Here is a 22,232-nt window from a genome sequence, read left to right on the forward strand (position 1 = left end):
GCAGCAACCGTCCTGTTCTGGCTTTGACAATCAATGAGTCTGGAGCCCAAGAAGCTCGTTGGGTAGAAAATCTGAGATAAAGCCCAACGACACGGACCCGACCATCTTCCATCTTCCGGCGTATCGTAACCGACGCCGAAAGGAACCGGCTGTGTCCGAAAGATCCGACCGAATCCTGCGCCGCCCCGAGGTGGAGAGCCTCGTGGGTGTGAAGCGATCCACCCTTTACGACTGGATGGCGCGGGGCTCCTTCCCTAAGCCTGTCGCCCTTGGCCCTCGTCTCGTGGGCTGGCGGCAGTCCGACGTCACCACTTGGCTCGAAGCACGAACCCCGCGTGACCGCAACGCCAGGTGACGCCATGAGCGAGGAATGGAAAGCCCCGTGCGGCTGGCGGGCCGACACGGGGCGTGGAGCGCCTTGCCATGCGAACGCGGCGGGCGCCTCCATCCTAACATCCCCTATCTTGCGGCGCCAACCCGTGCGGCAGCGCCGCATCCGAGGACTTCGCAACACCTTGGCCGCGACGCTCGCGCTCTGGGCCTATAGAGAGGGGGGCGAGGGATGACCGACGCCAGGAGCCTTACCCTCGCCCTCAAGGGGCGCTGGTTCGGTCGTTACGGGCTTGCCTGCTGCCCCGCTCATGGCGACCGACATCCGAGTCTGAGCCTGTCCGATGAAACAAAGGGCCGCGTCCTGTCGCGATGCCACACGGGCTGTGGCTTCCGCGACATCCTGAAGGCGCTGCGTGATCTGGGACTGGCGGAGGGCACCGGTCGGGTTCTGGAACTGGACGCGATCGCACCGACCCGCCGAGAGGCCGAGGAACGCGCTATAGCCCAGCGCCGGTCGCTGCAAGCGACCTTCACCTGGAAGGCGGCTCTGCCTATTGGGGGCACCTTGGCCGAGACCTATCTGCGCGGTCGAGGCATCACCTGCGCGCTGCCTCCGTCGCTGCGCTTTCATCCCGCCGCTTGGCATCCGACTGGCACGCGCTTCCCGGCTTTGGTGGCGCTTGTCGAGGGTGGGGAATGGGCGGCCGTGCATCGGACTTACCTGCGCCCAGACGGAAGCGGAAAGGTCGGTGTTCAGCCTACCAAGGCAATGCTGGGAAACGTGCGCGGCGGGGCCGTGCGCCTCGCAGAGGCCCCCGGTCCGCTCGTGGTTGCGGAGGGCATTGAAACTGCCCTGAGCCTCGCCAGCGGTCTTCTGCCAAGCCCTGCGACCGTCTGGGCCGCGCTCAGCGCCTCCGGCTTCTTGGCCCTGCGGCTGCCGCCCGATCCGGGCGAGCTGATCGTGGCGACAGACGGGGACCGCGCGGGGCGCAAGGTGGGAGACGCCCTCGCCCGCTCCGCTACGCGCATGGTCTGGTCCGTCAGCCTCCTGCCTGCGCCCGAGGGGCGCGACTGGAACGACATCTTGCAGGACATGAGAGCTCCATGACCGTCGTGAAGCCGATCCCCCTCCGACTTGAGGGACCGCAACCATTGGTCCGCGAGGTGCCGCCCGGCCGACAGTATCCAGTGGAGGCTCTGGGACCATTTCGGGCAGCCGTGGAAGCCGTGCAGGCCATGACAGGGGCGCCGCTTGCGATCCCGGCGCAATCGGCCCTGTCCGTGGCCTCGCTCGCCGTGCAGGCGCACGCGGACGTAGAAGCGCTTGGGGGAGCGGCGCCCCTGTCGCTCTACTGTCTGACCATCGCCGAGAGCGGCGAGCGGAAATCGTCCTGCGACAGACCCTTGATGGAGGGCCTGCGCGAACATGAGCGCGAGGCGAACCGCGCCCAGCGTGAGGAGTTCACCGCCTGGCAGAACCGCCATGCGCTCTGGAAGGGTGAGCGCGACCGCATCCTTGCAGAGGCCCGGAAGGGAAAAGGCGGGAAGCGCACGGCGGCGCAGGCCGACCTCGAAGCGCTCGGGCCGGAACCCGTCGCGCCCCCATCGGCGGATCGGACCGTGACTGAACCGACCTTCGAGGGCCTGACCCGGCTTTTCGGCCACGGCCAGCCCAGCCTTGGGCTTTTCTCGGACGAAGGTGGCCAGTTCTTGGGCGGTCATGGCATGAGCCAGGACCACCGCCAGAAGACCTTGGCTGCCCTGAACAACCTGTGGGGGGGCAATCCGATCCGGCGCACCCGTGCCGGAGAGGGGGCCTTCACGCTCTACGGGCGCAGGCTTGCGGTCCACCTCATGGTGCAGCCCGTGGTGGCCCGCGCGTTCATGGCCGACAGTTTGGCGGAGGGGACCGGCTTCCTGCCCCGCTTCCTTCTCTGCGAGCCGCCAAGCACAATCGGCAGGCGTCTGTCCGCCACCTTGCGGACGGATCATGCTCCCATTGCCGCCTTCGCGAGCCGCTTGAGGACCATTTTGGTGCAGCCGATGCCGCTTTCGGACCCCGAGACGCGCGAACTGGTCCCGCGACGCCTTCCCTTGTCGCGGGAGGCACGGAGCCTGCTGGTCCGCTTCTCGGATGACGTGGAAGCGCGGCAGGCCCCCGGCTGCGACCTGGCGCATGTCACGGGCTACGCAAGCAAGGCGGCCGAGCAGGCGGCGCGCATCGCGGGCGTTCTGACACTCTGGGGCGACCTGAACGCATACGAGGTCGGGGAGCCGATGATGGTGCGAGGCATCACTCTGGCCGACTTCTACCTGTCCGAGGCGGCGCGGCTGGCGAAGGGGGCTGCCATGGCGCCCGAACTGGAGCAGGCCGAGCGCCTGCGGCGTTGGTTGGTCGAGGCGTGGCGTGAGCCGGACATCGTGCCCAGCGACATCCTGCGGCACGCCCCCATTCGGGCGCTGCGTGACCGGCCCACTGCCCGGAAGGTGGCAGCCTTGCTTGTGGAAGCCGGATGGCTGGTCCCGCTGGAAGCGGGCACAATCGTGCGGGGCCGAAGCCGCCGCGAGGCCTTCCGCATCGTTCGGGAGACGCCGGAATGAGCTTCGACCCGATGGCCGAGCTGGCGCGCGTGCTGGCGGCCGAAGCCGCTGATCCGGCGCTGGATCATCGTGCTATTCGTGCTAACGATGCGATTTCCGCCCTGCCCGAGGCCGATCGGATAGCGCGAATAGCACGAATAGCACGCGCACCGGATGTGAGGCCCGAGAGCGCGGGGCACGAAGATCGGGCCGCAGGGACGGGGATGTACGCAGCATCGTCGGACGCCCGGGACGCGTTCGAGGAGCGCGCCGCCATCCGCGAGTTCGACGGCGGACAGGCCCAGGCTGAAGCCGAGCGCGCCGCGCTCGGCGAGGTGGCAGCGGCCTTCGGCATCGCGCCCGAGCAGCTTGCGTGAGTCGCCACCACAGGAGGCAAGAGAATGGACGGTGCCGACAACCTTCCCGACGCGGCCGAACGTAACCAATGCCCCCCGCCAGGGAGGGCGGAAGGTGCACCCCGCATGAGCCTGAACATGACCGAGCAGGGAACTCTGAAGGTGAGCCTTGAGGGCGATTGGGCCTCCTTGGCCATCGGGACTAAGGACCTCAAGGTTCTGCATGGACTTGTCATGCAGCTCGCTTTGCTGGGCGAAGGTGGGCAACGTATAAGCGAGACGGCAACCAATCAGGCCTTGGCCTTCATGAGCGAGATGAAGCCCCGGGACGCGGCCGAGCTTTTCCTTCTCGCACAGATGGCCAGCATCCATCAGGCGACCATGATGCTGTCCCGGCGCCTCAACCATGTCGAGACGATCCCCCAGCAGGACGCGGCCGAGCGGGCGCTGAACAAGCTGGCGCGCACCTTCGCGGGGCAGATGGAGGCGCTGAAGCGCTATCGCTCGAAAGGACACCAGACGGTGCGCGTGGAGCGGGTCACGGTGCAGAGCGGCGGGCAGGCCGTCGTCGGCACCATCGCAGCGAGGGGGAGGGGTGAAGTTGAAAGCTGACGCCGACCCCATGCACCCGGTTCGGCAGCTTCAGGAAGCACCCCGCTGTGCAGCCCGCTCCAAACGCACCGGCGCGCCCTGCCAAGCCCCCGCCGTGCGGGGCTGGAGGGTCTGCCGGATGCATGGCGCAAGAGGTGGCGGGCCGGAGGGCCGCGGCAATGGAGCGTGGCGCCACGGGGGCCGCTCCCGAGAAGTAACGCGGACCCGGGCATTCGTGGCGCTGCTGCTCAGGCAGGCCAAGCGCGAGGCGGAGGAACTCTGACGCGGTTTCCTGCGCCTTCCCGATTGCCCGAGCCCGGCCGCCTCCCCTAGCCTGCCCCGGTGTCGGACGAGCGAGGTTCCATGAGGCCAGAGGAGTTCATCACGCGCTGGGGGCCGTCCGGCGGCGCGGAGATGGCCAACTCCCAGACCTTCATCCTCGAGCTGTGCGACCTTCTGGGCGTGCCCCGGCCTGAGCCTACCCAACCCGACGAGCGGCTCAACGACTATACGTATGAGCGGGCGGTCAGGCACACCGCGCGGGGCCTCACCACCACCAATCGCATCGACTGCTACAAGCGCGGCTGCTTCATCCTCGAAAGCAAGCAGGGTTCCGAGGCCCATGCACGGAGCGCCGGCGACCCCCGGCAAGGCCAGCTCCTGCCGAGCGGGGCATCCCCGACTCGCGCGGGCACCGCCACGCGCGGCACGCCGGCTTGGGATCGTGCGATGCGCCGCGCCTTCGAGCAGGCGAAAGGGTATGTCGCCGACCTGCCCGCAGATCACCCAGCACCGCCGTTCCTGATCGTCATGGACGTGGGCCACGTCATCGAGCTCTACGCCGACTTCTCGGGACAGGGACGCAGCTATGCGCAGTTCCCCGACCGCGCCGGCTTCCAGATCACGCTCGACCGACTGCGCGACCCGAAGGTGCTTGACCTCCTGCGCAAGGTCTGGACCGACCCCCTCTCGCTCGACCCGGCGCGCCGTGCGGCCGAGGTGACGCGCGACGTGGCTGAACGGCTTGCCCGTGTGGCCGCACGGCTCGAGGCCGCCTGCCACCCGCCCGAGGCCGTAGCAGGCTTCCTGATGCGCTGCCTGTTCACGATGTTTGCCGAGGATGTGGGCCTCCTCCCGCCCGAAGGCTTCAGGACGCTCCTGGCCGACCTCCAGACTCGGCCCGACGACCTCGTGCCCGCGCTCGAGGCGCTGTGGGCCAGCATGGACGCGGGCGGCTACGACCCGGCCCTGCGCGCCACCCTGCGCCGCTTCAACGGCGGGCTGTTCCGCGACCGCACCGCGCTTCCCCTGGACGCGGACGGCATCCGCGAGCTGCTTGTGGCCGCCTCGCGGGACTGGCGCGAGGTGGAGCCTGCCATCTTCGGCACCTTCCTCGAACGCGCCCTGAACCCGCTCGAGCGGGCCCGGCTCGGCGCCCACTACACGCCCCGCGCCTATGTCGAGCGTCTGGTGACGGCGACTGTCATGGACCCGCTGCGCGAGGACTGGGAGAACGCGCAGGCCCGCATGGCCGAGCTGGTGGACGCGGGCGACGCGGCCGGCGCGCTGGCCGAGGCGCGCGCCTTCCACCACGCGCTCTGCACGCTCCGGGTGCTCGACCCGGCCTGCGGGACGGGCAACTTCCTCTATGTCGCGCTCGAGCTGCTCAAGCGCCTCGAGGGCGAGGTGCTGGAGCGCATCGCGGCGCTGGGCGGCGAGGCGCGCCTGTCGCTGTCGGGCGAGACGGTGGACCCCTCGCAGTTCCACGGGCTGGAGACGAATCCCCGCGCCGCCGCCATCGCCGAGGTGGTGCTGTGGGTGGGCTATCTCCAGTGGCAGCTCCGCACCGGGGGGCTCGCGGCGATCCCCGACCCGGTGCTCAGGGCGCACGGCACCATCGAATGCCGCGATGCGGTGCTGGAATGGAGCGGCGAGCAACCCCGGCTGGACGCGAACGGCACGCCGCTGACCGTGTGGGACCGCCGCACCTACAGGCTCCACCCCATCACCGGCGAGGAGGTGCCCGACCCCGACGCCCGCGTGCCTGCCGTGACCTTCACCGACCCCCGCCGTGCGCCCTGGCCCGAGGTGGACTTCATCGTCGGCAACCCGCCCTTCATCGGGGGCAAGGACATGCGGATGCAGCTCGGGGACGGCTATGCCGAGGCCGTATGGCAGGCCCGCCCCGAGGTCTCGGGCGGGGCCGATTTCGTGATGCAATGGTGGGACGAGGCCGCGCGTCGGCTGGCCGATCCGAAGGGGCGGCTGCGACGGTTCGGCCTCATTACCACCAACAGCATCACCCAGACCTTCAGCCGCCGCGTGGTCGAGCGCTACCTGCGCGACGACAGGCGGCCCGTCTCGCTCGCCTTCGCCGTGCCCGACCACCCCTGGGTCAAGGGCAGCGGGCGCGCGGCCGTGCGCATTGCCATGACCGTGATGCGCCGAGGCCGGGGCGAGGGCGTGCTGGGCATGGTGGCCGAGGAGCGCGACCTCGACAGCGACGCGCCGCAGGTCCGGCTCGAGACGCGGACGGGCACGATCACCGCCAAGCTCGCGCTGGGGGCCGACGTGACCGCCGCCCTGCCCCTGCTCTCCAACGAGGGGCTGTCGAGCCCCGGCGTGAAGCTCCACGGCGCGGGCTTCATCGTCACCCCGCGCGAGGCGCGGGCGCTGGGGCTCGGCACGGTGCCGGGGCTGGAGGACCACATCCTGCCCTATGTCAACGGCCGCGACATCGCGCAGACCTCGCGCGGGGCGATGGTGATCGACCTCTTCGGACTGACCGAGGCGCAGCTGCGCGACCGCTTCCCGGCCGTCTATGGCCATGTGCTGGACCGGGTGAAGCCGGAGCGGGACGCGAACAGCCGCGGCAGCTACCGCGACAGCTGGTGGACCTTCGGAGAGCCCCGGCGCGAACTCCGCGCCTTCACGGCAGCCCTGCCCCGCTTCATCGTCACCGTGGAGACGACCCGGCACCGCCTGTTCCGCTTCCTGCCCGCCGGCACGCGGCCCGACAACATGCTCGTCGCCATCGGCCTCGATGACCCGGCGGCGCTGGCGCTGCTGTCCTCGCGCGTCCATGTCCTCTGGGCCGTCGCCGCCGGGGGCTGGCTCGGCGTCGGCAACGATCCCCGCTACAGCAAGACCCGGACCTTCGACCCCTTCCCTTTCCCCGCCCTCCTCACCGACCGCGCCGCGGGCGACCATGCCGCAGCCCTGCGCGACCGCCTGCGCGACCTGGGCGAGCGGCTCGAGGCGCTGCGCTCGGACCGCCTTGCCGCCGACCCGCGCCTCACCCTCACCGGCCTCTACAACCGCCTCGAGCGCCGCCGCGAGGCGCTGCATGGCGGCCCCCCCTTCGCGGAGGGCGAGGAAGCCGACCACGCCCGCGCCCACATCCCCCTTCTGGCCGAGCTGCACGACGCCATCGACCGCGCCGCGCTGGGCGCCTATGGCTGGGACGACCTTGCCCCCGCACTCGTGGGCCGGCCCGGCGCCACGCTCCCCTCGGACCTCAAGGATGCCACGCAGGAGGCGGCCGAGGACGCGCTGCTCTCCCGCCTCGTGGCGCTCAACGCCGAGCGCCGGGCCGAGGAGGCCCGGGGGCAGGTGCGCTGGCTGCGCCCGGCCTATCAGGTCCCCCGCCTGCGCCACCGCCTGCCTGCGCAGGAGGAGATGGACGTGACGACCCCCGGCCTCGCCCTGCCCGCCTCCGAGGGCCGTCGCTGGCCCGACGACCCCCGGGCCCAGTTCGCTGCCGTCCGCGCGCTCCTGGCCGAATCGGAAGGGGCGCTGGACGCCGAAGCCGTCGCGCGCGCCTTCGCCGGCCGGCTTACGCCCCGGCGGCGCGCGCGCGTGGCCGAGGTGCTGGACGTGCTGGCCGACCTCGGCCACCTGCGCCGGGGTGAGGGGCCGGCCCTACCGGGCGCCCACGTGCAGACCCGCCCCCTCTACGGCGCAAGGACCGCGCGCGCCGCCTGACGCCCGCGCCCCGCGAAGGGCCTGACCGGACGCGAGCTGGGGGAACTCCTGGGGGAGCCCGAGAGGCGCCGCTCAGGAAATACCTTCAAAAACAATTGCCTGCTAGATAACTCTGGCGCGCTGGGGAGGATTCGAACCCCCGACCCCTTGATTCGTAGTCAAGTACTCTATCCAACTGAGCTACCAGCGCGCGGCAGAGTGCGGGCGATGTAACGGCGCGGCGCGGGCTTGGCAAGGGGCATCGTGCCCTTTCCGCGGCGCCCGCAGGCCGCGGGGCGCCGCTCATTCGGCGGCTTCGGACCGGCCGAGGGGGAGGTCCCGGGCCTCTTCCGGCAGGGGCGAGAGGCTGGCCCCTTCCTTGGGCAGGCGGATCGCGAACTCGGTTCCGCGCGAATCGGAGCGGCGCAGCTCGAGCCGGCCGCCATGGCCGCGCACCAGCTCGGCGGCGATGGCGAGGCCGAGACCGGTGCCGCCCTTGCTCGCGCCCCCCTGGAAGGGCTGGAACAGGTGCTCGCGCGCCTTGGGGGGCAGGCCGGGGCCGGTGTCGGTGACGGTGATCCACCACGCCTCGTCGTCCTCCCAGGCGCTGATGCCGATCTCGCCCCCCTGCCCCGTCGCGGCGATGGCCTGGCGCGCGTTGCGCACGAGATTGAGCAGAACCCGGTGAAGCTGCTCGCCGTCCGCGCGCAGGATCAGGCCCTTGGGCACGTCCTCGGCAAAGGAGATGTCGGCGTCGCCCGCGGCCAGCCGCTCGCCGTCGATCACCTCGGCCACCACGGAGGCGAGCGGGATCCGCGCGAGCCGCGGCGGCGGCTCCTCCACGCGCCCGAAGGCGAGGGTGCTCTCGCAGAGCGAGATGGCGCGGCGCAGCGAGGAGACGATCTTGGGCGCCATGCGGCGGGCGAGCGGGTCGTCCGTCTCCTCCAGCCGGTCGGTGAAGAGCTGGGCCGAGGCGAGGATGTTGCGCAGGTCGTGGCTGACCTTGGCCACCGCGCGGCCGAGCTGGGCCAGGCGCTCCTTCTGGCGCAGCGCCCCGGTCAGCTGCACCTGCATCGAGCGCAGCGCCTCCTCGGCCTCGCGCAGCTCGGTCACGGTGGCGGTGGGCTCGATGATGCGGCGCGCATCCTCGGGGGCTGCGGCATAGGCCTGCATGGCGTCCACCACGCCGCGGATGGGCCGCACGATCAGGCGCCGGACGGCGAGAAACAGCAGCGTCGCGATGAGGATGGTGAGCCCGGCCGACAGCGCGAGCACGCGCAGCCCGTCCTCGATCATGGCGCGGCGCAGGGGCGCCTGGTCCATCGTCACCTCGATCAGGCGGCCGCCCTCCTGGACGGGCTGGCCGATGACGCGGATGATGCGGTCCTGCGGATCGGCGAGGGTGGCCACCGCGTCGCGGATCGCCCCCCAGGGGCCGGTCGTGCGCAGGTCGTAGGTGGCGTGGATGGGCTCGGGGATGGGCGAGGAGAGCGCGAGCTGGCGCATCTCGTCGCGGCGCAGCACGACGTTGTAGACGCCCGCATTGACCAGAAGCTCGCGCTCGAGCGCCTCGTCGAGCGAATCGTCGGCCAGAAGCGCCAGCGAGGCGATCTGCGCCGCCTCGAGCCGCAGGTTGAGATAGTCGAGCCGCGACCGCGCGACCGAGGGCACGAGGATCAGCAGTTCGGCCAGAAGCACGAAGCCGGCCGTCAGGATCAGGAACCGCCCGGACAGCGAGTTCAGCATGGGGGCCTCCCCGGCCCGCGGGCCGCGTCGATCCGTCCTTATCTAGGGCGGGCTCGCGCCCTTGTGTATCGTCCGGCTAACGGTCGGGAGCGGCTTCGGGGTCCACGGGTCCGGCCGCCCCGCCGGACAAGGGCCGGCGGGCGCGGAGATGGGTGGGGCGGTGCTCGCCCGATTCGAGGACTGCGACCATGGCCGTCCAGGTGCGCAGGTTGCGGGCGATGCAGCCCTCCCCGAGGCGGTGCGCGGCCTGCCGGCCCCAGGCGCCGGCCAGCCGGTCGCGCTCGGCGAGGGCCAGGCCGAGATACCAGGCGTTGCGGTCCCGCGTGGCGATCTCCGCAAAGCCCGCCGCCTCCAGGGCACGGACATAGTGCACGGGCGAGGCCATGCGGAAGGAGAGGCCCTCGGCCTCGAGATAGGCGCGCATCGCCTCCGAGGGGGGCCCGTCGCGGTCGGTCATCCAGTCCGAGGCGACAAACCATCCGCCGGGCCGCAGGAGCCGGAACACGTCGCGGCAGAGCGCCTCCTTGTCGGGGATGTGAACCAGCGCGTCCTTGGAGATCACCACGTCGAAGCCGCCGTCCGGGAAGGGCAGCCGACCCGGCGCGCCCCCCACGAAGCGCACCCGGTCGGCGAGGCCCGACCGCGCCGCGAGCGCCCGGGCGCGGGTCAGGACGGGCTCTTCGACGTCGAAGCCCGTGACGCCGGCGGCGCCATGCGCCCGGACGAGGTGCAGCGCGAGCCCGCCGGTGCCGCAGCCGATGTCGAGCACCCGACAACCCCGGAGGTCGAGGCCGGCCACGAGCCGGTCGATCTCCTCCGGACCGCCGGGAGACAGGAAGCCCTCTCCCCAGAGCGCCTCGAGAAAGCGGATCGCCTCCTCGTCGTATTCGGCCCCGTCCGTGCCCATGTGCCCCCCCGCTGGTCCGCGAGACTAGCAGCCTCGCCGTGGTCCCTGGCAAGCGGGGGCTGCCCGGGCCCTTCTCGGAGCGGACGTTGCGGCCGGCCGGAAGCGCCGATAGGCTGGAATGGCCGGACAGGGCAGGACCAGACGACAAGGGGGCCACGATGACCGACGACCAGGATGGGGACCGGGCGGCGCGGCGGGACGAGGCGGCCGAGGCGCGGCGGGCCGAACGGCGCGCCGAGCGGCGGGCCGAGCGTCAGGAGGAACGGCGGGCCGAACGGCGCGCCGAGCGGCGGGCCGAGCGTCAGGAGGAACGGCGGGCCGAACGGCGCGCCGAGCGGCAGGCGGAGCGGCGGGCTGCGCGGCAGGCGGAGGGAAAGGCCGTCGCCGGCTGATCGCGGGGGGATTGCCCCGGCGGGGGGATCAGGCGTAGCCGTACTCGCGCATCATGTCGGCCAGGATCGCCTCGATCCGTTCGCGGGTCCGCTCCGAGAGCTTGTTGCGGTGATCGCCGGGCGTGACGCGGCGGATGTGCCGGTCCGGGTTCTCGGCCTCGGGGCGCAGGTCGTTCTGCGCGACCACCCGTTCGACCAGCGCGGCCGGCGGGTCCAGATCCAGATAGGCGAGCATCTCGCGCGTCCAGCGCAGCTTGTCGAAGACCACGTCCTCGTAGCGCCAGACCCTGTGGCCGAGGCCGGCGAGCTGGTCGCGCAGGGCGGCATGGATCTGCGCGAGGGTCCGGGCCTTGGCGACGGCATACTCGTCGATCTCCGTCGCCCGCGCCCGGGCGCGGGCGGCCTCGAAATCCTGCAGGAGCCCGTCGCCCGCGGCCCGGCCCGGCGGCGTGTGGCTGTAGGCTTCGGAGAAGTACCACGACACGAGCATGTCGCGCGGATCGCGCACCAGCACCACGGTGCGCCCGTCGGCAAAGGGCGGAAGGGGAAGCGCCGGCAGGACGCCCCGGAAGCCGACATAGGCATAGCCGGCGGGCCGGTAGAGGGCGGCCAGGGCGGCGGGAGCCCCGTCGGGCGGCACGCCGAGATCGAACAGCGCATTGGCGAACGAGAACGGCGCCAGCCCGGCCCTGTTCAGGAGCGGGCGCATGATCCGGTTGAGCAGCGTGCTGCCGGCCTTGGGCAGCCCGAGGACGAAGGCGCTGGGCCGGTCCGCGCGGCCGGGCGCAGGCAGCGCAACCGCAAGGGTCCGGCCGCCCACCTCGAACGTCACCTGCACCGGGAGCGCGTCGTCGGCGGGACCGAGGCGCTGCCCGGGCGAAGCCGGCCCGGCCGAGGCCATCAGCGGTAGCCCAGCGCGTCCAGGGCGGGCGCGAGGGCTTCCTCGTAGCGTGCCCGGACGGCGTCCGGCAGGCGCTCGTACATGCCGAAGCCCCCGCCCGTTCCATGGCCCTTGAGCGATTCGCTGCGCTGGACGCGGTCGGTGGCCGCGGCGCGGAACGCGTCGCGGTCCCAGCCGGGCGGTCCGAACGGGCGGAACGCATCGAAGAGTCCGTCCCAGAGGCGGTCGAGCCGAAAGGCTCCGTCGGCGAACATGTCCTCGTAGCGCAGGACGCGCACGCCCTTGTCGATCATGGGACGGTAGCAGGTGGCGATGCGGTTCAGAAAGGCGACCGTCGCGTCCTGGAGCAGGTATTCCTCGAGCGTGAGGGAGTTCGTGAGCGCGCGCAGGCGCCCGATATGGCCCTCCTCCACGCGGTTGTCCATGGAGTGCTTCTTGACGGCGGAATAGTGCGAGATGCCGATGTCGCGCGGATCGCGGACGACCAGGACGGCCGCGCCGACATGGGAGAACGCCTCGCTGAAGGCGAGCGGGACCTCGCGGAAGCCGAAATTGAGCCAGCCGCCGATGTCGCACAGCGCCAGGAGGGGCGCCCCTCCGTCGCGAAGGAAGACGCTGCTCCGCGTCCAGTCTCCCATGTCGGACGGCTCCACGCCGGCCGTGTAGAAGATGCGCGTGACGTTGTTGGGGACGCGACCCGTCTGCTGGGCCAGCACCACCGCCGCCGCGGCCACCACCGAACTGGCGGCGCGGTACATGTTGAACACCCAGAGGCTTTGCAGCGACAGGTCGCGCGGATCGGGAAAGGCGGCGCGGAACTCTGCGGGGAAGGTGATGTTCATGGCCGGTATCTAGACGCGCCGACGCGGCGTTGCTAGTCCATTGGAGTTGTTGCCCGCCGTCGAACGCCACGCGCCACGGGGAGACGCCCGCCATGCAAGTTCTCCGCGCCCCGCAGGCCGTCTCCGGCACGGCGGCGGAGATCGGCAGCGTCGTCGTGCCGCTCCTGGCGCAGGACCTGTCGGGCGGCTTCTCGGGGCCCCTTGGGCAGGTGCTCGACCTATGGTCGCAGGAGAGGTTCCGGCCGCGCATCGGCGGGATGTCCCCGCCCGTCCTCCTCCTGATGTTCAACCGCGCCTCGCCCGAGCAGCTGGCCGAGGCGCGCGCGCTGGTCGGGGCCCGGCCCGTCCTGATGGAGAGCTTTGCCGGTGTGGAGGTGCTGGAGGCGGGGCTCGAGGGCGAGCGCGATCTGTATGCCCGCGGCGCCAAGGACGCGCAGGGGGCCTTCGGCAACAAGGCCGGCCCGAACTTCCTGTTCCAGGCCGGCATGGAAGCCGCCGCGGCCTTCGGGGGGTTCGCGCTGCAGATCGAGGTGGATTGCCTGCCCACGGGTCCCGGCTGGCTGGATGCCGCGGCGCAGGTGGCGCGCGGGAGCGCGCGGGCCTGGGTGGTGGGCTCCATCTTCGCCGGACCGCGCATCGACCGGTCGATCCAGACGCATCTGAACGGCAACGCGCTCTATCGCGCGGGCGATCCCAACTTCCAGACCTTCCTGCGCGAGGTCTGGATGGCCGATCTGGTCGCCCGCGCCCAGAGGATGCCCTATCTCGCCTATGATTGCTGGTGGGCGATGATCGGGCACGAGGCCGATTCCTGGCTGGCCAACGAGGCCTGGCATCTGTGGCAGCGCTACGAGTCCTTCTTCCGCAGCGATCCGTTCGTGGTCAACCTGCTGGGCGGACGGGATTCGCTCATGCGCTACATCGAGACCTACGACCGCTTCGCCGATCTGGACCGGGCGCCGGTGTTCTTCCACGGCCCCGTGATGAAGGAGGTTCTGCCCGTCCTGCTCCAGAACCCGCGCGACAGCCTGTTCGACACGCTCGAGCGGCTTGCCACGGATGCCGAGGAGGAGCCCCCGGAGCCGCCGGTCGCGGAGGGGCGCCTCGTGCTCGTCAGCGGGTTCCACCCGATCGGGCGGGCGGCCCCGCAGCATGGGGGCCGTCCCCATGCCTAGTCGGCCAAGCCGGCGATGTTTCTGGTCCTGCAGGGGACGGACCGGCTGCGCGTGATGCATCACACCCGGTCCGGCCAGAAGCCGCAGCTCGCCCTGCGCGACGTCACCACCGGGCGGTCCATCCCGCTCCAGCAGGGCTGGATCGAGGGCCGCCGCCGCGGCATCCTCGAGGCGACCGTGCCCGAAGGGGCGCTTCTGGCGCTGACGATCGAGGGGCCGGCGGACCAGTTCGCCCCCCGTCACCGGCGGGGCGAGGGGCTGATGCTGCTGGCCCTGCCGGGGCAGGACCTGGTCGCGCTGCCCGATGCGCCGGGGACCGGAGGCCGGCGGCCCGCAGGCCCGGTCAGGCCATCCTGAGAAGGCCGTCCTGGTCCAGCCGCTCGCGGTACCAGGCCACCGTCCCCGCCACCCCCTCGGCCAGCGGGATGCGGGCGCGCCAGCCGAGGCGGGCCAGACGGTCCACGTCCAGAAGCTTGCGCGGGGCCCCGTCGGGCCTGGACCGGTCGAAGACGATCCGGCCGCGGAAGCCTGTCGCCTCGGCCACGATCCCGGCCAGCTCGCCAATGCTGACATCCTCGCCCGTGCCGACGTTGAGGTGGGAGCGCATGGGCTCGGTCTCGGACTCATAGGCGTCGCGGGGCAGGTCCATGACGAACAGGCAGGCCTCCGCCATGTCGTCCACATGGAGGAACTCGCGCCGGGGCGTGCCGCTGCCCCAGACGACCACCTCGGGCAGGCCCTGCTCGGCCGCCTCGTGGAAGCGGCGGATCAGGGCGGGCAGGACGTGGCTGTTTTCCGGGTGGAAGTTGTCCCCCGGCCCGTAGAGATTGGTCGGCATGACCGAGCGGTAGTCGCGCCCGTGCTGCCGGTTGAGACTCTCGCAGAGCTTGATGCCGGCGATCTTGGCGACGGCGTAGGGCTCGTTGGTGGGCTCGAGCGGGCCGGTCAGCAGCGCCTCCTCGCCCATGGGCTGGGGGGCCAGTCGCGGGTAGATGCAGGACGACCCCAGAAACAGCAGCCGCTCCACCCCCGTCTCGTGCGCGGCGCCGATGACGTTGCACTGGATGAGGAGGTTGTCGAGGATGAAGTCGGCCGGATAGGTGTTGTTGGCATGGATCCCGCCCACGCGGGCCGCCGCCACGATCACCGCGTCGGGGCGCGCCTCTGCCATGAACCGCCGCACGGCGGCTTGGTCGCGCAGGTCGAGCGCGCCGGACGGACGGGTGACGAGGTCGAGCGTCTCGCCCGCGTCGCGGCGCGCCTCGAGCCGGCGCAGGATGGCGCCGCCCACCATGCCGCGATGGCCCGCAACGAAGATCCTCATGCTCCGGCCCTCCTGCTTCGTTTCCGCGATGCCAGAGAACGCGCCGGGAGAAAAGGGCCTGCCCGGCGGACCGGGCGCCCCGTCCCGCGGCGCGCCACGGGACGGGAGCGGGCCGCATCAGCCCTCGAGGCTCACCGGCACGTCCAGACCATGCGCCTTCAGAAGGGCGTGGCGGCGGGCGGCGCGCAGGTCGGCGGCGACCATCTCGCGGCACATCTCGCGCGCGGTGATCTCGGGCTCCCAGCCGAGGCGCTGCCTGGCCTTGGCCGGATCGCCGAGCAGCGTGTCCACCTCCGCCGGACGGAAATAGCGCGGATCGATGCGCATCACGACCTGCCCCTCCCGGACCATCGGGGCGCGATCACCCGAGACGGATTCGACCACGGCGATCTCGTCCACTCCCGAGCCCTCGAAGCGCAGCGTCAGGCCCAGCTCCTCGGCCGTCCAGACGATGAACTCGCGGACGGAATATTGCTGGCCGGTCGCGATCACGAAATCCTCCGGCTCCTCCTGCTGGAGCATCAGCCATTGCATGCGGACATAATCCTTGGCGTGGCCCCAGTCGCGTAGCGAGTCGATGTTGCCCATGTAGAGGCAGGGCTCGAGCCCCATCGCGATGTTGCTCAGTCCGCGGGTGATCTTGCGCGTCACGAAGGTCTCGCCGCGGCGCGGGCTCTCGTGGTTGAACAGGATGCCGTTGCAGGCATAGAGCCCGTAGGCCTCGCGGTAGTTCACGGTGATCCAGTAGGCATAGAGCTTGGCCACCGCATAGGGCGAGCGCGGATGGAACGGGGTGCGCTCGGTCTGGGGGATCTCCTGCACGAGGCCATAGAGTTCGGAGGTGGAGGCCTGGTAGAAGCGCGTCCTGCGCTCGAGCCCGAGAAACCGGATGGCCTCGAGGAGGCGCAGGGTGCCGATCCCGTCCACGTCCGCGGTATATTCGGGGGCCTCGAAGCTCACGGCGACGTGGCTCTGGGCGCCGAGATTGTACACCTCGTCGGGCTCGACCTCGCGCATGATCCGCGTGAGGTTGGACGTGTCGGTCAGGTCCCCGTAATGGAGCTTCAGCCGGCCGTTGTGGAGATGGGGGTCCTCGTAGATGTGGTCGATCCGCGCCGTGTTGAACAGCGAGGCCCGCCGCTTGATGCCATGGACCTCGTAGCCCTTCTCCAGGAGGAACTCGGCGAGATAGGAGCCGTCCTGGCCGGTGATGCCGGTGATGAGCGCCTTCTTGGTCATGGGATCTCCGCGGCTGGAACGACCCGGTCTGTCGCACCCCTGCTGCGCCGCGGCAAGGGGTCTGCCTCGGGCGAGGGATCATAGCCCAGACGTGCGCAGAGCCGGGCGTAGCTGCTCGATTGGGCCGCCTGCCGGGCCAGCGCGGCCGGGATCGTCCGGGCGGGGGCGGTTTCCACCGGCGGTGCGTCCGCCTGGTCCGGGTCGCCGGGGATGACGATCTGCCCCAGCCGGGCGCGCCAGCCGGGATCGAAGGGCAGGTGCAGCACGGTCGCGATCCGCTCGAGCACGGCATCGGGGTCCTGCACGAAGCGTTCGTGGAAAAAGAGCGGCAGACCGATCTGGCGGTCCAGGAAGGCATGGTAGCGCCGCGCATATTCCTCGAGCGTGGGCGGCGTGAAATGCAGCCAGTTCCGGGCGGCCAGGCTGCGGAAGCTGTGCAGCGGATGACGCACGCTGACCGCCTCGCGCAGGCGGAAGCGGGGGGCGAGGCAGTCGGTCACGTCCGGCCCGGACCGCACGGCCGCACCTGTGCAGAAGGCTCCGTGGCTGTGCACGCGGATCACGAGATGGCGCCCCTCCGCCTCCAGATGGGTCACGAGCGCCCGGATCGCGGCCCGGACCATCGCAGCCGTGGCGGCATCGGACAGCCCGTCGGGCGACAGCCGCGCGTGGCGGATCAGGTCGGAGGGCGCAAAATGGGGCTTGGGTTCGGCGAAGGGGTCGATCTCGCTCAGAAGCATCACGCCCGGCTGGGCCGCGATGGCGCGCGACAGGATCGTCCCGCCCGTGCGCGCGAAATGGTGCAGCAGCCGGACCTTGGGCCCCCGCGTCTGGCCGCGCCGGGCGGGCCGCGTTGGCCGGGAGGGTGCAGGGCTCATCCCTTGCGCTTCCGGCGGCCCTGCCCGCGCTGCTCCCGGCCCGGGAGATGGCCGGTCCCGATGGCCGCCTGGAGACGCTCGATCCGCTCGTCGAGGGCCTGAAGGATGGCGGGCGGGAGCGCCTCGGCCGCCGGAGCGGCAGACATTCCGGAGCCGAGCGTCGCGAGCCGGGCGATGGCATCGTCGCGTTCGGTGCGGAGCGCGGCCAGTTCGGCCTGCAACCGGGCCGTCTCCTCCCGCAGGGCGTCTGCCTCGGCCGTGCGGCGCGCGATCTCGTCCTCGAGGGCCGCGCTGGTCTCGCGCCATCGCGCCTCGGCCTGCGCCCGTTCGGCGCGGACGGCCTCCAGCCGGTCCCTGTCGGCCGCCGCGCGGCGCTCGAGCGCGGCCAGCGCCGCCTCCAGCGCGGTGATCCGCTCCGCGGCCTGGTGCAGCGCGGCGTAGCGCTGCTGCCGGTCGTGCCGTTCGGCTTCGGCCGCCTCGTCGAAGCGGGCCTGGGCGGCAGCCTGGGCGACCTCGGCGCGCTCGAAGCGGTCCCGCCACTCGGCGGCCTCGGTTTGTGCCGCCTCGAGAGCGCGCGCTTCCTCGGCCCGCGCAGCCCGCAGCCGGACGATCTCCGCGGCCTGGCTCTCCCGGTCGGCCACGAGGCGATCCCGCTCGGCCCGTCCGCGCTCGGCCGCCGCCTCGGCCGCCTCCAGCCGGGTCCGGAGCGCAGCCCCCTCGGCCCGTGCCGCGTCCAGCGCGGCCGTCAACCGGTCGTGCTCGGCGCGCAGGGCCGCCAGCTTCGCCCCGTCGGCGGCGCGCTCGGCCTCCACCGTCTCGAGGCGCATCCGGATCGCCTCGGCCTCGCGGTTGCGGGTGGCGCGCAGCCAGGGGCGATCCGGGTCGGACCGGTCCCATTCGATCCGCCAGCCGGTGGCGGCCAGATGGGCGGCGATCGTGTCGGCCTCGCGCGCGCCGCGATAGAGGGGCACGCGACCCTCGCGCAGCGCGATCCGGTCGAAACGGCGCAGCAGACCCGCCCGATCGAGGCGCTCGAGGACGGACCAGCCCTCGCCGGGCAGGTCGATGACGAGGGCCTGGACGCCGTCGGGTTCGGCCGCGAAATCCTCGGCCACGGCGGCCGGATCGATCGGCTCCACCGGCTCCCGCCGCTGTTCGGCAAGGCCCGGAAAGAGCGCAAGAAGGGCAGCGGACGGGTCCCGGAGACTGTCGAGATCGGACAGGTTGAAGCGCCGCAGCAGGGCCACCCCCTTTTCCCCGGTCAGGGCACCGGGGCGCAGGTCGAGCGCGCCGCTGCAGCGCGCCGCGAGTGCCGCTGCCCGGTCGGGCCGGGCCTCGGTGGCCACCACATGCCCGACGCCCGCCTCGAGGGCCATCCGGACGAGCCGTCCGTCGCCGGCCCCCGCATGCAGCAGATGCCCGAGGGGGCCGGGCAGGGCCGCCAGCGGAAAGGGCGTCACGCGGGCACGTCCCTGCGGGGCGCGACGAGACGGCGCAGCAGACGGCTTGCGCCCCGCAACGGCGCCGTGGCCCGCCAGGAATGGGACGCCCGCAGCGCCGCCACCTCGCCCCGGGCGCTCTCGCATTCGCGCCGCAGGGTTTCGGCAGAGTCCAGAGCCTGCGCCAGCTGCGCCCGGAGGGCTGCCCGGTCGTCCTCGAAGGCGCGGGCGGTCCGTTCGAGTTCGGCCAGGGTCTCGACCAGAACCCGGCGCACCCGCGCAAGCGAGTCGCGGGTCTCGGAGAGGGACGCCTCGAGCCGCTCGCGTTCGCGCCGCTCGTCCCGCGCCTCCTGCTGGGCGGCTTCCCAGAAATCCGTGACCTCGTCGAGGCGCAGGCGGCTCTCGACGCCTTCGGCCTCCGCGCGCTCGAGCCGCGCTGCCCAGTCCGCCACCTCTGCCCGCACGGCCGCCAGGGCCGCCTCGTCGGCCTCGCGCAGACCGTTGAGCCGCGCGATCTCGGCGCGCGCCTCCTCGAGGGCGGACGCCGCCTCCTCGGCCTCGGCCAGAACGGCCGCAAGCCGCTCGCGCTCCCACCGCTCGGTTGCCGCGACCGTCTCGGCGGCGTCCAGAAGCGCGCGCGCCTCGGCGCTGGCGGTCTCGGCCCGGGCCGCCCTGTCGCGCAGACCTTCGACCTCCTCCCGCAGGGCCGCCAGAGCCGCCTCGTCGGCCTCGCGCAGGCCGTTCAGCCGCGCGATCTCGGCGAAATGGGCCTGCAGTTCCCGGACCAGCCGCTCCGCCTCCGCCCGGTCGGCCGCCGAAGCCTGTTCGGCCGCCGCGCGGGCCTCGCGCAGGGCCTCCGCCTCGGCGCGCAAGGCGGCGAGCGCCGCCCCGTCCTCCCCGCGCAGATCGTTGAGCCGAGCGATTTCGGCGCCCTGCGCCTGCACCTCCTGCGCGAGCCGCTCCGCCTCGGCCCGCTGGGCAGACGCTGCCCGTTCGGCCAGTTCGTGCGCGGCGCGCAAGGCGGCGAGCGCCCCGGCCAGTTCGGCAAGGTCGTCCCAACCGGGAACGGTGGGCGCTACTGTGCTGGCGGCCTCCAGTTCCTCCAGAAGCGGGCGCAGGGCGGGATCGAGCGCGGCGGCTGCAGCGCTCAGGGCCGCCAGAACCGGATCGACACCCTCGGGCTGGGCCGCCGGCATCGCCAGCGCCCGGAGCGCGGGCGGCAGGTCCGGACCGGCGCCCTCCCCCATGGGCAGGACGAGGCTGCGCGCGCGGCAGCGGCGCTGGACCGCCAGGGCGTCCTCCATCCGGGCACGCCAAGCCGCCAGGGCGGGACCCGGCGCCGACCCCTCGGCGAGACGGCGCGCGGCCTCGGCCGCCGGATGCTCCCACAGCAGGAGAAGCCGGGCGCCGTCCCCGGCCCGGTCCAGTTCCGCCTCGGCCTCGGCCGTCGCCACAGGTCGGGGCTGGCCCGTGCCGGCCCAGAGATAGAGCGGCCCGGCCGCGCGCTCGGCCGCCGGCGCAGGGCCGGACGGGCCGGCCAGCGCCTCGGCCAGATTCCGGCGCGCGGTCTCGATGTCGAACTCGCGCAGCGCGAGCGCCCGGCCAGCCGCGCCGAGACGGGCGCGATGGGCCGGATCGGCCAGTCTCTCGAGCGCATCCTCGAGCCGGGCCGCGTCGGGGCGATCGACCACCGCGCAGGCGCCGGCGCGGACCAGGCGATCGGCACCCGTGGCGCTGCGCGGCCCGTAGACCAGCACGGCCGCTCCGGCGGCCAGACATTCCGGAAGCTTGGCAGCGACCGGCATGCGGGTTGCGGCGGTCTCGAAGTCGTGGGCGACCACCAGCGCGTCGGCTTCGCACAGCCAGCGGACGTAGTCGGCGCGCGGCATCCCGCCCGGCTCGAGCGAGGTGCCCTCCAGACCCTCGAAGAGGGGGGCGGTCTGCGCCAGATCGGCCGGGGGAGCGGCGATCTCGAAGCGGATCGGCTGGCCCGCGCGGCGGCGGGCCCGGATGGCCCGCGCGACCTCCAGCAGTGCGGCCGCGTTCCGGCCGGGCGACAGGCGGCCCGCGTGGCGCAGGAGGACGGCCGATCCCGAATGGCAGCGCGGCCGCTCCCATTCGGCCGCGTCGATCCCGCCCCCGAGGGTCGCGAACGGCAGGCCCGTGCCGGCCGACAGGACGCGGGCGAGCCCGGCCGAGGCTGCCAGGCGCGTCCCGGCCCGGGAGAGCAGGCGGCGCAGCCTGTCCGGCCCCCCGACCCCGGCGAACGCGTCGTCCTCGGTCGCCCAGACGGCGAAGGGAGCGGCCGTCTCCCGATCCAGAAAGCGCATCGCGAACGCGTCGAGCCGATCGTCAGGCCCGCCGGGCCGCCACAGGACGCGATCGGCCCCGAAGATCTCCACGGCCTCCTCCACCTGCTCGGGGGATGCCGCCTCCTCGGTCCAGCCTGCGGGCCCGCGACGGACCAGCGAGAGCCCGCCTCCGGCCTGGCAGGCCACCTGCAGGACCCGCTCGGCCGGCCAGTCGGCGAGCCATCCGGCCTTGATCGCGCCTGCCGCCGTCGGGCCGCCCGCGGCGTCGCGGTCGAGGATCAGCAGGCGCGGCCGCTGATTCGCCTGCCGAACGGCCCGGGAGGCGCGCTCGACCTCGGACGGGCTGCGGGCGAGCGGGAAGATGTCGTGGAACCGCACGCGCTCGAACAGGTCGAGCCGACCGCCGATGGTGGCGTCGCTCACGGTCTGGCCGGCCTCCTCGATGGCGCGCCGGGCCTCGGCAAAGGCCCTGGCCATCCGGTCGGGCCGCGGCTCGTGCCAGCGGATGCCCTTGCCGCAATAGTCGGGATGGAAGTGGTTGGGGTCGTCCGTGGCCATGTCGAGGACGGAGGCTCCGTCCTCGTCGCTGCGCCAGGCGTCCGGCGGCATCCGCCAGGTTCCGTCCATCCCCACGAGGATCAGTTCCCGGAACCCGAGCCAGGCCGCGACCTGCAACATGAGAAAGGTCACGGACCCGCCCGGATGGGTCATGCGGTCCGCCTCGCGCGAGAAGACGGGACCCCCTTCGGGGGCGGGGCGATGATCGAGGAAGATCGTGTCCGGCCCGTCGGGCACCACATAGGCGAGATGGGCCGGGACCAGACGGGTCGAGCCCGTCAGGGCCAGGATCCCCTCGGCGCGATCCTCGGCCGTGAGGCGGTCCTCGACGCAGTAGAAGGTAGGCGACCAGCCCAGTTCGGGCAGCTTGAGCAGGAAGCCGTTGGAGGCGAAGGTGACCTCGTGGCGCAGCGGCTCGAGATCGGTGCGGTTGAGAGAAGGACCGTTGCCGATCAGGAAGGCACGCCGGGCGCCCGCGAATCGGTCGCGCAGCGCGCGCAGGCGCGGGCGGTGGACGCGATCGAGCCCTCCCTCGTAGAGCGACAGGACATGCCGCAGACCGGCCACCCGATCGGCCGGCGCAACGCGCGAGGTGGGCAGGAAGGCCGGGGCCCTCAGCGGCAGCCGGCGGACGATCTCCCGCTCGAGCGTCTCGAATTCCGCACCTGCCGCGTGACCGGAACCATCCATGACCGA

At 72.4% G+C, this 22,232-nt stretch carries 18 protein-coding genes and 1 tRNA gene; 9 read left to right on the forward strand and 10 right to left on the reverse strand.

From position 1 onward, the window contains the following. Positions 1 to 151: 151 nt before the first annotated feature. From GT358_RS16755 to GT358_RS15135, 6 genes are all read left to right on the forward strand, one after another. Positions 152 to 355 carry an AlpA family transcriptional regulator gene (locus tag GT358_RS16755; RefSeq protein WP_166583476.1) on the forward strand — a complete coding sequence of 68 codons (204 nt, stop codon included), beginning with the start codon at positions 152 to 154 and terminating at the stop codon, positions 353 to 355. Positions 356 to 562: 207 nt separating this feature from the next. Beyond that, positions 563 to 1,441 carry a toprim domain-containing protein gene (locus GT358_RS15115; protein ID WP_166583477.1) on the forward strand — a complete coding sequence of 293 codons (879 nt, stop codon included), beginning with the start codon at positions 563 to 565 and terminating at the stop codon, positions 1,439 to 1,441. Next, positions 1,438 to 2,934, forward strand: coding sequence for a YfjI family protein (locus tag GT358_RS15120; protein WP_166583478.1), 1,497 nt, complete (start codon positions 1,438 to 1,440; stop codon positions 2,932 to 2,934). Before GT358_RS15115 ends, GT358_RS15120 begins: the two co-directional genes overlap by 4 nt. Further along, entirely contained in the window at positions 2,931 to 3,290 is a 360-nt protein-coding gene (locus tag GT358_RS15125; RefSeq protein ID WP_166583475.1) for a hypothetical protein, read from the forward strand. Before GT358_RS15120 ends, GT358_RS15125 begins: the two co-directional genes overlap by 4 nt. 105 nt (positions 3,291 to 3,395) lie before the next feature. Next, positions 3,396 to 3,881: a hypothetical protein gene (locus GT358_RS15130; RefSeq protein ID WP_166583479.1), complete on the forward strand. Its 486-nt coding sequence runs from the start codon at positions 3,396 to 3,398 to the stop codon at positions 3,879 to 3,881. Positions 3,882 to 4,223: 342 nt separating this feature from the next. Next, positions 4,224 to 7,844 carry a DNA methyltransferase gene (locus GT358_RS15135; protein ID WP_166583480.1) on the forward strand — a complete coding sequence of 1,207 codons (3,621 nt, stop codon included), beginning with the start codon at positions 4,224 to 4,226 and terminating at the stop codon, positions 7,842 to 7,844. A gap of 113 nt (positions 7,845 to 7,957) precedes the next feature. Here GT358_RS15135 and GT358_RS15140 read toward each other — a convergent pair. The 3 genes from GT358_RS15140 to GT358_RS15150 all read right to left on the reverse strand — a co-directional run bounded on the left by GT358_RS15140 (position 7,958) and on the right by GT358_RS15150 (position 10,476). Further along, positions 7,958 to 8,034, reverse strand: a tRNA-Arg gene (locus GT358_RS15140). A 92-nt stretch (positions 8,035 to 8,126) separates the two neighbouring features. After that, entirely contained in the window at positions 8,127 to 9,569 is a 1,443-nt protein-coding gene (locus GT358_RS15145; RefSeq protein WP_166583481.1) for a HAMP domain-containing sensor histidine kinase, read from the reverse strand. Positions 9,570 to 9,645: 76 nt separating this feature from the next. Next, on the reverse strand, positions 9,646 to 10,476 hold the full coding sequence (locus GT358_RS15150; RefSeq protein WP_166583482.1) for a class I SAM-dependent methyltransferase: 831 nt from the start codon (positions 10,474 to 10,476) through the stop codon (positions 9,646 to 9,648). 158 nt (positions 10,477 to 10,634) lie between these two features. Between GT358_RS15150 and GT358_RS15155 the strand changes: the two genes are divergently transcribed. After that, the gene (locus GT358_RS15155) at positions 10,635 to 10,868 is read left to right on the forward strand and encodes a hypothetical protein (protein WP_166583483.1); all 234 of its coding nucleotides are present in this window, start codon (positions 10,635 to 10,637) and stop codon (positions 10,866 to 10,868) included. Between the two features lie 28 nt (positions 10,869 to 10,896). Here GT358_RS15155 and GT358_RS15160 read toward each other — a convergent pair whose 3' ends face one another. Together GT358_RS15160 and GT358_RS15165 are read right to left on the reverse strand one after the other, a co-directional pair. Then, positions 10,897 to 11,706, reverse strand: a complete 810-nt coding sequence (locus GT358_RS15160; RefSeq protein WP_166583484.1) for a sulfotransferase domain-containing protein — start codon at positions 11,704 to 11,706, stop codon at positions 10,897 to 10,899. Positions 11,707 to 11,768: 62 nt separating this feature from the next. Next, entirely contained in the window at positions 11,769 to 12,611 is an 843-nt protein-coding gene (locus GT358_RS15165; protein ID WP_166583485.1) for a hypothetical protein, read from the reverse strand. A gap of 92 nt (positions 12,612 to 12,703) precedes the next feature. Here GT358_RS15165 and GT358_RS15170 point away from each other — a divergent pair, with 92 nt between their 5' ends. Continuing rightward, positions 12,704 to 13,786 (forward strand): hypothetical protein, encoded by a 1,083-nt coding sequence (locus tag GT358_RS15170; RefSeq protein ID WP_166583486.1) that lies wholly within the window; start codon positions 12,704 to 12,706, stop codon positions 13,784 to 13,786. A 15-nt stretch (positions 13,787 to 13,801) separates the two neighbouring features. Then, on the forward strand, positions 13,802 to 14,143 hold the full coding sequence (locus GT358_RS15175) for a hypothetical protein (protein WP_166583487.1): 342 nt from the start codon (positions 13,802 to 13,804) through the stop codon (positions 14,141 to 14,143). Here the strand turns inward: GT358_RS15175 and GT358_RS15180 are convergent. The 5 genes from GT358_RS15180 to GT358_RS15200 all read right to left on the reverse strand — a co-directional run bounded on the left by GT358_RS15180 (position 14,130) and on the right by GT358_RS15200 (position 22,226). Next, positions 14,130 to 15,110: a GDP-L-fucose synthase gene (locus tag GT358_RS15180; protein WP_166583488.1), complete on the reverse strand. Its 981-nt coding sequence runs from the start codon at positions 15,108 to 15,110 to the stop codon at positions 14,130 to 14,132. The genes GT358_RS15175 and GT358_RS15180 overlap by 14 nt on opposite strands. 117 nt (positions 15,111 to 15,227) lie before the next feature. Continuing rightward, positions 15,228 to 16,349 (reverse strand): GDP-mannose 4,6-dehydratase, encoded by a 1,122-nt coding sequence (gmd, locus tag GT358_RS15185; protein ID WP_166583489.1) that lies wholly within the window; start codon positions 16,347 to 16,349, stop codon positions 15,228 to 15,230. Continuing rightward, complete coding sequence (locus tag GT358_RS15190; protein WP_166583490.1) at positions 16,346 to 17,227, reverse strand: sulfotransferase; 882 nt, start codon at positions 17,225 to 17,227, stop codon at positions 16,346 to 16,348. Before GT358_RS15190 ends, gmd begins: the two co-directional genes overlap by 4 nt. Continuing rightward, positions 17,224 to 18,687 (reverse strand): hypothetical protein, encoded by a 1,464-nt coding sequence (locus tag GT358_RS15195; RefSeq protein WP_166583491.1) that lies wholly within the window; start codon positions 18,685 to 18,687, stop codon positions 17,224 to 17,226. The genes GT358_RS15190 and GT358_RS15195 overlap by 4 nt, the downstream gene beginning before the upstream one ends. Next, positions 18,684 to 22,226: a 6-hydroxymethylpterin diphosphokinase MptE-like protein gene (locus GT358_RS15200; protein WP_166583492.1), complete on the reverse strand. Its 3,543-nt coding sequence runs from the start codon at positions 22,224 to 22,226 to the stop codon at positions 18,684 to 18,686. Before GT358_RS15200 ends, GT358_RS15195 begins: the two co-directional genes overlap by 4 nt. Positions 22,227 to 22,232: the final 6 nt, after the last annotated feature.

Source organism: Rubellimicrobium sp. CFH 75288, from assembly GCF_009904055.1.
Classification (GTDB): domain Bacteria; phylum Pseudomonadota; class Alphaproteobacteria; order Rhodobacterales; family Rhodobacteraceae; genus Rubellimicrobium.